Annotated in this window: 7 protein-coding genes; 5 read left to right on the forward strand and 2 right to left on the reverse strand. The window is 72.4% G+C overall.

Annotated features, from left to right (window positions below; all coding sequences use genetic code 11):
* The first annotated feature begins 382 nt into the window (after positions 1–382).
* From NBX02_RS05245 to NBX02_RS05255, 3 genes are all read left to right on the forward strand, one after another.
* Positions 383–1,741 (forward strand): phosphomannomutase/phosphoglucomutase, encoded by a 1,359-nt coding sequence (locus tag NBX02_RS05245; protein ID WP_250284962.1) that lies wholly within the window; start codon positions 383–385, stop codon positions 1,739–1,741.
* 56 nt (positions 1,742–1,797) lie between these two features.
* The gene (locus tag NBX02_RS05250; protein WP_250284965.1) at positions 1,798–2,010 is read left to right on the forward strand and encodes a Trm112 family protein; all 213 of its coding nucleotides are present in this window, start codon (positions 1,798–1,800) and stop codon (positions 2,008–2,010) included.
* Between the two features lie 408 nt (positions 2,011–2,418).
* Positions 2,419–3,618 carry an SIS domain-containing protein gene (locus NBX02_RS05255; protein WP_250290238.1) on the forward strand — a complete coding sequence of 400 codons (1,200 nt, stop codon included), beginning with the start codon at positions 2,419–2,421 and terminating at the stop codon, positions 3,616–3,618.
* An 81-nt stretch (positions 3,619–3,699) separates the two neighbouring features.
* On the opposite strand, the gene NBX02_RS05260 is transcribed toward NBX02_RS05255, so the two are convergent.
* Positions 3,700–6,174, reverse strand: coding sequence for a transglycosylase domain-containing protein (locus NBX02_RS05260; RefSeq protein ID WP_250290240.1), 2,475 nt, complete (start codon positions 6,172–6,174; stop codon positions 3,700–3,702).
* A gap of 1,396 nt (positions 6,175–7,570) precedes the next feature.
* On the opposite strand from NBX02_RS05260, the gene ahcY reads away from it, so the two are divergent.
* Positions 7,571–8,842 (forward strand): adenosylhomocysteinase, encoded by a 1,272-nt coding sequence (ahcY, locus tag NBX02_RS05265; RefSeq protein ID WP_250284968.1) that lies wholly within the window; start codon positions 7,571–7,573, stop codon positions 8,840–8,842.
* Between the two features lie 358 nt (positions 8,843–9,200).
* Here ahcY and NBX02_RS05270 read toward each other — a convergent pair whose 3' ends face one another.
* A complete protein-coding gene (locus tag NBX02_RS05270) occupies positions 9,201–10,262 on the reverse strand; it encodes an RDD family protein (protein WP_250284969.1) in 1,062 nt (353 codons plus the stop codon).
* A gap of 389 nt (positions 10,263–10,651) precedes the next feature.
* Here NBX02_RS05270 and NBX02_RS05275 point away from each other — a divergent pair, with 389 nt between their 5' ends.
* Entirely contained in the window at positions 10,652–11,659 is a 1,008-nt protein-coding gene (locus NBX02_RS05275) for a stage II sporulation protein M (protein ID WP_250290242.1), read from the forward strand.
* Positions 11,660–11,856: the final 197 nt, after the last annotated feature.

Genomic DNA, 11,856 nt, shown 5'->3' on the forward strand with positions numbered 1-11,856 from the left:
GCCCGGGCATGCCAGCCAGCCGGCCCGCCCGAGCCGGCTGGCTGGCATGCCCGGCGCCTGGCGGCCGGCCCGTCCGTGCCTGGCCCGGCGTATCCGTGACGGGTTCGGTGCGTCTGGTGACGGGCAGGGTGTCGGCTATCCGAACGGTTCCGCCCAGGCCGGCGGCGTGTCGGTAAGGTCGGCGTCGCCGCCGGCAGCTGATGGCTGCCGTCAGCACCGCCATGGCCGGGTTTCCCGGACGACCGCCGACGGCGGGGCCCCGTGGACGGCCACCGCCGGCGGCGCTGGTGGGGCCGGCGGGGCCGGCAGTGGCCGGCGACCAGGAAGCCGGGGATTGGGAAGCCTATGGGCCGGGAAGCCCGGGGATCGGGAAGGCGGACGAGTGCACGACCTGTCGCGGATCTTCAAGGCGTACGACGTCCGGGGTGTCGTGCCGTCCGAGCTCGACGCCGACGTCGCGCACGGCGTCGGCGCCGCGTTCGTGCGCCTGCTGGACGCCCCCCGGATCGTCGTCGCGCACGACATGCGTGACTCGTCGGTCCCGCTGTCGGAGGCGTTCGCCGACGGCGCGGCCGGCCAGGGCGCGGATGTGATCATGACTGGCCTCGGCTCCACCGACCTGCTCTACTTCGCCGCCGGCTCGCTGGGCCTGCCCGGCGCGATGTTCACCGCGTCCCACAACCCGGCCAGGTACAACGGGATCAAGCTGTGCCGGGCGGGCGCGGCGCCGATCGGCCAGGACACCGGGCTCGGCGAGATCCGGGCGCTGGCCGAGGCCGGCGTCGCGCCCACCATCGGGCCCCGCGGCACCATCACCCGCCAGGACCTGCTCGCGCCCTACGCCCGGCATCTGCGCGCACTGGTCGACCTGTCGGCGATCCGGCCGCTGACGGTCGCCGTGGACGCGGGCAACGGCATGGGCGGACGTACGGTCCCCGCGGTGTTCGAGGGGCTGCCGCTGTCGGTCCACCCGCTCTATTTCGAGCTGGACGGCTCCTTCCCGAACCACGAGGCGAACCCGATCGAACCGGAGAACCTCCGGGACCTGCAGGCGGCGGTGCGGGCCACCGGCGCCGACATCGGGCTCGCCTTCGACGGCGACGCCGACCGCTGCTTCGTGGTGGACGAACGCGGTGAGATCGTCTCACCGTCCACCATCACCGCCCTCGTCGCCGAGCGGGAGCTCGCCCGCGAGCCCGGCGCCACCGTCATCCACAACGTGATCGTCAGCCGGGGTGTCCCGGAGCTGGTGCGCGAGCTCGGCGGGGTGCCGGTACGCACCCGGGTCGGCCATTCGTTCATCAAGGCGGAGATGGCCCGGACGGGGGCGGTCTTCGGCGGTGAGCACTCCGGGCACTTCTACTTCCGTGACTTCTGGCGGGCCGACTCCGGGATGCTCGCGGCCCTGCACGTCCTGGCCGCGCTGGGTGAGCAGGAGCGGCCGCTGTCGCAGCTGCTCGCCGGCTACGCCCGCTACGTGGCCTCCGGCGAGGTCAACTCCACGGTCGCCGACGCCGCCGCGGCCATGACCGGGATCGAGAAGGCGTATGCCGGGGACGCGGCCGACATCGACCATCTCGACGGGCTCACCGTCACGCTCGGTGGCGGGGTCTGGTTCAACCTGCGGCCGTCGAACACCGAACCGCTGCTGCGGCTCAATGTGGAGGCCCCCGACCATGCCACGATGGCCCGGGTGCGCGACGACGTCCTCGCCCGCGTCCGCTGTGAGAAGCCGCTGTGAGAAGCCGCTGTGAGAAGCCGCTGTGATGAAGCCGCTGTGAAAAAGGAGGTCGGCTGTTGAGTCTCGACCCGCTCCTGCTGGAGATCCTCGCCTGTCCGTGCCCGGCGCACGCCCCCCTGCGCCAGGACACCCTCGGCGGTGAGCCGGTGCTGGTCTGCACATCGTGCGACCTGGCGTTCCCAGTACGGGACGAGATCCCGGTGATGCTGCTCGACGAGGCCGTCCCGTTCGGCGGGGAGGCCCGGCCGTCGGTGCCCGCACCGTTGTGAGCCCTGGCCTGTCGTGAGCCCTGGTCCCGCCATGCCCGGGGCCCTGGCGGGGTTCTGGCGGGGCCCCGGCGGGCGCCGACGTACCCACAGCTCCGCCGGACGGTGGGTGCCGGAGGGTGGGGTGGCGGCAGGGCAGCCCGGCTGGCCGCGGCGTGCGGGCCATGCCCGCCCCGCGGGGCCCGATGGCCCGGCCTGCTCCCCAGGGCTCCCACGCGGGCTCCGCCTGATCCGGCCGGGCCCAGCGGCGTCCGCGGCCCCGCCCCGGCTCTGACGCCCCGACGCTCCGGTACGGCTCTGGCTCTGGCGTCCTGCCCTGGCTCTGACGCCCGACGCTCCGGTACGGCTCTGACACGCGCCCGGCCAGGCCGGACGTGAGCCCCGATGTGCCCGGGCGGGTCCGGGCATGCGATGGTGCAGGACATGTGGGACGCGGGCGTGGACGAGAGCATCCTTGATGACGCCGTCCGGCTGGACGCCGCCGACCCGTCCGGCATGCTGCCGCAGGTGGCCTCGTCGGCCCGCCAGGTCCGGGAGTCCGCCGCGCTGGCGCGGGAGGCCGGCGCCGACGCGCTCGCCGCCGACGGCCGTCCACGGGCGGTGCTCGTCGTCGGGACGGGCACGTCGGCGGCTGTCGGTGACGCGCTCGCCGCGGTGGCCGGGCCGCGCTGCCCGGTCCCGGTGCTCGTCCACAACGGTTTCGGCCTGCCCGGCTGGGTGGGGGTGACCGACGTCGTGATTGCGATATCCGGTTCGGGACGCGACGAGGCGGCCCTGTCCGCGCTGGAGGAGGCCGACCGTCGCGGCTGCCGGACGGTCGCGGTGGGCCCGCCCGACTCGCCGCTGGCGCATCGCGCCGGGCGCGCGCGGGCGCTGTTCCTGCCCGCCCCCGTGGTGGACGGCCGGCCGGCCCGGGCGGGTTACTGGGTGTTGCTGCTGCCGGCTGTCGCTGTCGTGCGGGCTCTCGGCCTTCTCCCGCCCGCCGCCGAGGGCCCGGACGCGGTCGAGGCCGCGGCGGTGCGCCTCGAGGACCTGGCGATACGCTGCCGGCCCGCCAGCGAGACGTTCATCAGCCCGGCGAAGGTGCTGGCGCTCGAGCTCGCCGGTTCGTTACCCCTGCTGTGGGGGACCACCGCGCTGACCGCCGCGGCCGCCGGCCGGGCCGCCGGCCAGCTCGCCGCGAACGCCGGGTACCCGGCGCTGCTGGGCGCCCTTCCCGACGCGGCAAGCCTGCAGGCGGGCGTTCTGGACGGGGCGTTCGGGGTCCGTGGGGCCGACGGTGGCCCGGCGGAGGACTTCTTCCGTGACCGGGCTGACGATGAGGCCGGGCCGGTGCGGCTACGGCTGGTCCTGCTGCGCGACCAGAAGGCCGAGCATCCGACGGTGACCCGGCAGGCGGAGGCCGCCGTCACGGCCGCGGCCGAGCGGGCGGTGGCGGTCACCGAGCTGTCCGCCCAGGGGGCCAGCCGCCTGGAGCGGCTGGCGTCCCTGGTGGGCCTGTTCGACTACACCAGCGTCTACCTTGCCCTCGCGCTCGGTGTGGACCCGACACCGGTGGCTGCCGTGCGCGACCTGAGCGCCTCGCCCACGCCGGCTGCGCACGAGACATAACCGCCCCGCGGCACGGCACCGCCCGCGGCACGGCACCGCCCGCGGCACGGCGCCCCGCGGGACACAGCCGGCTCTGGGCCGTCACCGGCCCGGCCGCTCGTCACCGCCCGAGCCCTGGAACGGGAACCTGCCGGGGGGCAGGACGGGTTCGACGATGTCCGGCGCCGCTGCCGGTGCTGCCGCCGCGGTCGGTGCTGCCGGCGTGTCCGTTGTGGCCGTGGCGGGGGCCGTCGGTTGCGGCGGGGGCGGCGGCGGAGTCGACAGCAGCCCGCCCTTGGTGCCCTTGGCCACGGTGGGATTGGCCTTCGACATGGGCATGGCGGGAACGCCGCTGAGGGCCGCCCGCAGCGACCGGCCCCAGATGATCGCCGGCAGGTCCCCGCCGAACACGCGGGACCATGTCCGGCCATCCGCGACGATCCCCTTCAGGGGGTTGCCCTGCGCTCCCTTGGGGTTGCCGACCGCGACCGAGGCGGCCATCTGGGGGGTGTACCCCACGAACCACGCGGCGGAGTAGTTGTCCGTGGTACCGGTCTTGCCCGCGGCCGGGCGTCCGATCGCCGCCGCGTTCGGGTACCCGGTGCCCTGTGTGATCACCCCTGCCAGGATGCTCGTCACGGTGTCGGCCACCCCGGCGGTCACCGTCCGCTTGCAGACGGGCTCGGGGGCGATGTCGACGTTCTGGTTGCTGGAGTCCGCGGCCGACAGGACGTACCGTGGGTCGCAGCGCATGCCGTGCGCGGCCAGCGTGGCGTAGGCGTTGGCCATGTCCAGCGGGGTGACCCGTTCGGAGCCGATGGTCAGGTCCCCCTTGGTGGGGTGGACGTCCTCCAGGTAGGAGGCGGGGATGCCCAGCCGGACCGCCATGTCGACGACGGCTGGCACGCCGATCTTCTCCTCGAGCTGGATGTAGTAGGTGTTCACCGAGTCCCAGGTCGCCTTGGACAGGTCGTAGACCCCGCTCTCCGCCGGGTCGGCGTTCGAGTAGCCGGTGGCGCAGGGGCTGCCGTCCCGCCGGTCCAGCGGGAACTTCTTCGTGCTGTAGCACGACGGTGAGTAGAACTGGGTGTTCAGCCCGTAGCCGGCCTCGAGCGCGGCGGCGAGGGTGAACGTCTTGAACGTCGACCCGGGCTGGAACACCGCCTTGGTCGCCAGTGGCTCCTTGGTCTGGTTGGTGGCGGAGTCGGAGCCGAACACCCGGTTCACCGCCATCGCCAGGATGTTGCCGGTGCCCGGCTCGATCACCACCTCGGTGGCCGACACCGGGTTGTCGGGCGCTATCACGGCATTGACCGTGTTCTGCACCGCGGCCTGGACCTTGGGCTGCAGCGTCGTCCTGATGACCAGCCCGCCCTCGTAGACCCGCCGGGCGCGCTCGGCATCGGTCGTGCCCAGCGCCGGGTCGGCCAGCAGCCGGGAGCGGACGAAGTCGCAGAAGAAGGACGCGCTCGACGTCTCGCACGAGTCCCGCGCCGCCGCGGCCGCGGCGTGGACCACCTGGACCGGCGCCGCCTTCGCCGCGGCCGCATCGGCCGGGGCGACGTAGCCCAGAGCGGCCATCCGGTCCAGCACGATGTCCCGGCGCGTCCGGGCGGCGTCGGGGTGGTTCACCGGGTCGTACAGGGACGGGCTCTGCACCAGCCCGGCGAGCAGCGCCGCCTGGGGAAGTGTCAGCTTGGCGATGTGGGTCTGGAAGTAGTTCTGGGCGGCGGTACCCACGCCGTAGTTGCCGTTGCCGAAGTAGGCGATGTTGAGGTAGCGCTCCAGGATCTCGTCCTTGGAGATCTTGTTCTCCAGGGTGACGGCGTACCGGGCCTCCTGGATCTTGCGCTCGAGCGACGTGCCGGCGGCATCCTCACGCTGCTGCCTGGTGTGCGCGTTCTGCAGCAGCACGTTCTTGACGTACTGCTGGGTCAGCGTCGAGGCACCCTGCTGGACGTCCCCGGCCTCGCTGTTGCGCAGCGCGGCCCGCACGACGCCCTTCACGTCCACCCCGCCGTGGCTGTAGAAGCGTGAGTCCTCGATGGCGACGATGGCCTGCCGCATGACCACCGGGATGTCCTTGCCGTCGACGACGGTGCGGTTCGTCTCTCCGCGCAGCGTCGCGATGAGGCTGCCGTCGGCGGCGAGTATCTGGGAGCTCTGCGGCAGCGGCGGGGTGAGCAGCTCGTCCGGCAGGCTCAGGTAGTGGTCCGCCGAGGATTTCGCGAACAGGCCGATCGCGCCGACCAGGGGAAGCAGCAACAGGGCGAGACCGACACCGGCCGCGCAGGCGATGATCCCGATCCGGGTGAGCAGCGCGCCCCGGTCCGGGGGGCGGCCCGGCCCCTCGCCGGCCGGGCCGCCCCGGTACCCGTCGGCGGTGGCCGGGGCGTCGTCGTCGGACCGGGCGTCCCAGCCGCTCGTGCCGGCGCCCGGGGTGCCGGCAGACCGGGCGCCGGACGGGCCGGCGGTGTCGGCGGGCGGGCGTGGCGCCGAGGTGAGACGGGCGTCTGCCGTGCGACGGCGCGGTCGTGCACGGAACGTGGGCTCTCTCTGCACGGCCGTTGAGGTCACCTCCTGTGATAGGCCGGACGGCGGTCCGTAAGGGCTCGAACCCGTCGGGCCCGCTGGCCGGCACAAAAATAATCATGCCGCCGCTGGCCCGCGGGGCCGGTGGACACCTGCGGCCTGTCCTCACGATGTCACACGCACGAGATCAGGGAGGTGTGTGGCGCTGGGGGCGGTGACGCCCCACTGGATTGTCGCCGGCCCGTATGTGTGATCGGAATTCGCCGCGTTCGATCGCTGCCGGATGTGGCGACGTTGTGCCTGATCGACGTGTCTGGCCGACTGTACCTGGCTGACATGCCTGCTGGCGTTGTGTCCGATGGGCCTGTCCGGCCTGCGCTGCGCCGTTCGGGATGCCGTTCGGGATGCCGTTCGGGATGCCCGTTCTGAGGGTGCCGTTCGAGGCCGGTCCGGCCGGCTGGGCGGTCACTCTGGTCGGCCGGCACAGCTGGCCCGCGCACTGGCCGTTCCGCGCCAGCCCGTCCGTACGGCGATCTGTTGGTGTCCTGCTGATGGTCTGTTGGTGGTTCGTAGATGATCCTTCAGCGGCGCTCCAGTGGTCTTGCTGTGATTTCTTTGAGGTCAAAGGTTCCGGGTGTCCGGACTGTGTTTATCATGCTACGTAAAGTGGTTTCATAGAAAATGATCTTACGAGAACTGCTCTCGTGAAAGCGGGGCTCGTGGAAGCGGGGCTGCTCCGTGACGCTGCGGAGATGGGCGAGCTGCGGAGGCGGGCGACGTGACGGGTGGCGTCGCGGGACGTGCCCGGTGAGCTCTACGGCCTCCGGTGACCGGCCCGAGCCGGTCACCCGTGAGATCAACATGCTCTGCCCCATCTGTGAGGGCCTGGGGCGGGTAAGCGTGGTCCAGACCGCGAGCCTGGGCGGGGAGCCGTGCCAGATCAGGTCGACCCGTCCCTGTGCGGACTGCCAGACCGTCGGGTACCGTCCGTTTACACCCCCTTTATAACCATTTTCCATTCTGCCTGCTATCGTTCCTATTGAAACAGTTACGATAGTTCGTCTTCTGTGTTCGTTCGTCGCCCTCCATGGCCGAGGCGGACGAGGGCCGAGTGGGCGATCCACCCGTCGGCGGCCGCGCGCGGGACGGGGCCGCGCATGTCAGGGGAGACGGGGTGCCGGCCGGTGGTTGAACCGGTCCCGGGGGTCGTCGACCACTTCCGGATTCGCCGGACACACAGGGCGAAGGATGGATCGCGCAGGCGGATGTCGTAACGTCGATGCAGAGCGCTCCTACCACCGGTCGCTCTGGCGATCCGGACATCAGGGCCGCCGGCGGGGCGAGGAACTATGATCGTGTCGTTGCCGGCCCACCGGTTCGCCCGCGTAGGCGGTCTCCCCTTGCCCGGGGTCCGCGAGCCCCTCGACAGGAGAAGATTCCGATGGCAGAGCTGCCCAAGAACGACATCGCCGACCTTGCGCTCGCCCAGCAGGGCAAGACGCGTATCGAGTGGGCGGACAGGTCCATGCCGGTGCTCCGTCAGATCCGTGACCGCTTCGCCGTCGAGCGCCCGTTCGAGGGGGTGAAGATCGCCGCCTGCATGCACGTGACGACCGAGACCGCCAACCTCATGCGGGCACTCGCCGCCGGTGGGGCGCAGCTCGCGCTCGCCGCGTCCAACCCGTTGTCCACCCAGGACGACACCGCGGCCGCGCTGGTCGCCGAGTACGGCATCTCCACCTTCGCCCGCAACGGCGTGGATCGTGACGGCTACTATGCGCACATCAACGCGGCGCTGGACGGCGCCCCCCACTACGTCTTCGACGACGGCTGTGACCTGGTCAACACGCTGCACACGACCCGCACCGAGGTGCTCCCGGGCGTCCGCGGCGGGTGCGAGGAGACGACCACCGGCGTCATCCGGCTGCGCCAGATGAGCAAGGACGGCGCGCTGCGCTTCCCGATGGTGGCGGTCAACGACACCGACACCAAGCACATGTTCGACAACCGCTACGGCACCGGCCAGTCGACCCTGGACGCGATCTTCCGCGCCACCAACACCCTGCTCGCCGGCAAGACCGTCGTCGTCGCCGGCTACGGGTACTGCGGCCGGGGGGTGTCGTCCCGGGCCAAGGGGCTGGGCGCCAACGTGGTCGTCACCGAGATCGACCCGACCAAGGCGCTGGACGCGGCCATGGACGGCTTCCGCATCCTGCCGATGATCGAGGCCGCCGCCATCGGCGACGTGTTCATCACCGTCACCGGCAACCGGGACGTGCTGCGCCGTGAGCACTTCGAGGCCATGAAGGACGGCGCGATCTTCGCGAACTCGGGGCACTTCGACATCGAGATCGACATCAGGGCGCTGTCCGAGCTGGCCGTCGCCGGCCCGCGCCGGGTGCGCCACCAGACCGACGAGTACGTGCTGGCCGACGGCCGGCGCCTGCTGCTGCTCGCCGAGGGCAGGCTGGTCAACCTGGGGGCCGCGGAGGGCCACCCGGCGGCGGTCATGGACATGTCCTTCGCCGACCAGGCGCTGACCGCGGAGTGGCTGACGAAGACCTGGCAGTCGCTGGCCCCGGGCGTCCACGACGTCCCGCTCGAGATCGACAAGGAGGTCGCGCGGCTGAAGCTGGAGACCATGGGGCTTGCGATCGACGTCCTCACCCCGGCCCAGGAGGAGTATCTGAACTCCTGGGAGCACGGCTCCTGACCGCCGGCTCCTGACCCAGGAGCCACCCCGTTCACCGTGGCGGCCCTGCCCCTGGCAGGCCGCCACGGTCAGCGCGAGCGCTGACCACAGCCACCACCAGACATCCTCCGCGCACTCCCGCCGCCACAACCCTTCATGATCAAATATTGACAGATCATGAGAGTGAGAGAACAAGTGGTTGCTGTGGCAGCCACTTGCGTACTCGTTCCTGTGAGCCGCAATGCCCGCGGACGGGTGCGCGCGTTTCCGCCGGCGGCCCGCCGGGCGGAAGCGGGTGCCTCGTCGGTGGAAGTTCTGTTCCCCGGCCGCACCGGCCACGGGCGCCACGGGCCCGGCCGTCGCGACCGGAACGGCCGGGTCAGCTCGGGGGTACGAAAGGGCTCGGCGCCGGGGCCTCAGCCACGTCGTCCGGATCGCTCGGCCGGGCTACCCAGGACTCTCTTCCCCTCGGCTGGCCCGCTCCCGGTTGGGCTGCCCACGGCTGGGCCGCTCCCGGCTGGCCGTCCGGACCTGGCTGGATCCCCTGCCCCTGGTGGGCTGCCCACGGCTGTCCGGACGTCCACGGCTGGCCGGCTCCCCACGGCGGGGCCGGCTGTGCCGGTGGTGTGCCGGCCCCGGCGAGCGGCCACTGCGCGCCGGCGGTGCGTTCGGCCTGCCACTGCGCGCCGGCGGTGCGTTCGGCCTGCCAGCGTGCGCGGGCGGTGCGTTCGGCGAGGACGGCCGACAGATACGCCCAGGGATGGGTACCCGGCGGCGGTGGCGGGGTGACGACGGCGTACACCGACGCGGCGAGCTGGCTGCAGATGCGTTCACGTGCCTGCGGCGACAGTTCCCGGGCCCGGCCGAGGAACTGGCGCACCGCCAGCGCCAGGGCGTCCTCGAACGAGGACAGGTCCAGGGTGGCGGCCCAGCCGGCGAGCTGCGGCGGCATCATCACGGGCACCGCCGCGCCGGGTGGGATGCGTTCCTGGAGGACGACCGTTCCGGCGAGCAGGTCCCCGAGCCGCTTGGACCGCCCGGAGACCAGCATGCTGATCATCCCTGGGACCGCCAGCAGCGCACCGGGCCGCTCCACCACGGCGCCGAGCAGAGCGCGGACGAACGCGTGCCGGAACCGGATCGGCCCGCCGTCGTCCCGCACGACCCGCAGCCCCATGGCCGCCTTACCGATGCTGCGTCCCCGCCACAGCGTCTCCGTCGTCGTCGGGTAGCCGACCACGACCAGCACCACGACGGTCAGATAGAGCGCGGACGCCAGTGCTTCGTCACCTGGAGCGACGGTGGTGAAGGCGGCCCAGGCGGTGACGACCAGTACGACGGCCTGTAGAGCGAGATCGATGAGCCCGGCGATGATCCGCGAGCCGAGCCGGGCGACCCGCAGGTCGATCGTGACCGCCTCACCCGTGACAAGCCGGTTCACACGGCGGCTCCATTCCCGATAGCTCCGGTCCCGCTCACGTCCGTCCCGCTCTGCCTGTTCCGGCTGTTCGTGTTCCGGCTGTTCGGCTGTTCCGGCCGCTGTGCCTGCTCCGTGCACGCGCGCTGTGCCGAGTATGTCCGGTAGCCGGCCCGTGGATGTCCGGCACCGGCCCGATGGTGTGTCATGCCCGCCCGGCCGCCATGCGCTCCCGTCCTCCTTCCCGCTCGCCGGAAGGCTGTATGATCATGGTTCTTCCCGCACGGCCACGGGCCGCGGCCTGAGCGTGTCGGCCGCGCGGTGCGGGGATAACATCCACCTGTTCCCGCCCGTCCGATGTGTGCCGGGTAGTGATCTTTGCCGGGTGCCGGGCGCGGTGGGAGGCGGTACGGATGGATCTGGACGCGTACGTCGGCCGCCATCGCGGCGAGTGGGCCCGGCTGGAGGAGCTGGTCCGGCGCGCGGCGCGGCCCCGCCGGATGCCCGCGGCGGAGCTCGACGAGCTCGTGGAGCTCTACCAGAAGGTCGCGACCCACCTGTCGGTGATCCGCAGCCGTGGCCCGGACCCGGTGCTGGTCGACCGTCTCGCCGGCACGGTCACCCGGGCGCGCTCCGTCGTGGTCGGGACGCGGGAGCCGGGCTGGCGTGTCGCCGGCAGGTACGTCGCCGTCACCTTCCCGGCGGCGGTGTACGCGCGGCGTGGGTGGGTGCTGGCCACCTGCGCGGCCTGTCTGGCGGTGGCGGTGGCCCTCGGCCTGTGGGTGGCGCACAGCCCGGCCGCCCACAGCGGCCTGCTCCCGCCGGACGAGGTGCGGCAGTTGTGCCATCGCGACTTCGCCCGCTACTACTCGGAGAATCCCGCGTCCTCGTTCGCCGCGCAGGTCTGGACGAACAACGCCTGGGTGGCCGCGTCGGCCATCGCCTCCGGCGCGCTGCTGGGCCTGCCGACCCTCGTGGTGCTGCTGTTCAACTCGGTCAACCTGGGGATCGTCGGCGGTTACATGGCGAGCTGTGGCGAGTCGTCGCAGTTCTTCACCCTGATCCTGCCGCACGGGATGCTGGAGCTGGCCGTCGTGTTCACCGCCGGCGCGGTCGGCCTGCGGCTGGGCTGGTCGATCATCGACCCGGGGCCGCGCCGGCGGGTGGAGGCGCTGGCGGCCGAGGGCCGGGCCGCGGTCGCGATCTCGCTCGGGCTGGCGGCCGCGTTGGCGGTCAGCGGCCTGATCGAGGCGTTCGTGACGCCGTCCTCTCTGCCGGCCGGGGTCCGCATCGGTATCGGCGCGTTCGCCCTGGCGATGTTCGTCGGGTATATCCAGATCTACGGTGCCCGGGCCGTGGCCGCCGGCGAGTCCGGCGACCTGGACAGGGAGCTCTCCGCGGACCTCGCTCCAGTCTCCTGACGCGCTGGCCCCTCTGACGCCTGGTCTCCTGACGCGCCGAGCCCTCTGACGCGCCGGGCTCACAGGCCTCCGGTGGACTTCAGGGCCAGGTAGACGTCGGTGACGGCCGCCGCGTAGGTCGCCGGCGGGGCGTCCACGACGTGCGCGCCGCGGCCGCGCAGCAGCCCGGCGAGCTGGCGGCGGCGCAGCAGCGTCTG

The sequence above is a fragment of the Protofrankia sp. CiP1_Cm_nod1 genome (genome assembly GCF_920888515.1).
In the GTDB taxonomy this organism is placed as follows: domain Bacteria; phylum Actinomycetota; class Actinomycetes; order Frankiales; family Frankiaceae; genus Protofrankia.

Coding starts and splice junctions, on each gene's coding strand:
- ahcY (WP_250284968.1), top strand. CDS start 7,571: ATGGCAGAGCTGCCCAAGAACGACATCGCCGACCTTGCGCTCGCCCAG.
- NBX02_RS05255 (WP_250290238.1), top strand. CDS start 2,419: ATGGTGCAGGACATGTGGGACGCGGGCGTGGACGAGAGCATCCTTGAT.
- NBX02_RS05275 (WP_250290242.1), top strand. CDS start 10,652: ATGGATCTGGACGCGTACGTCGGCCGCCATCGCGGCGAGTGGGCCCGG.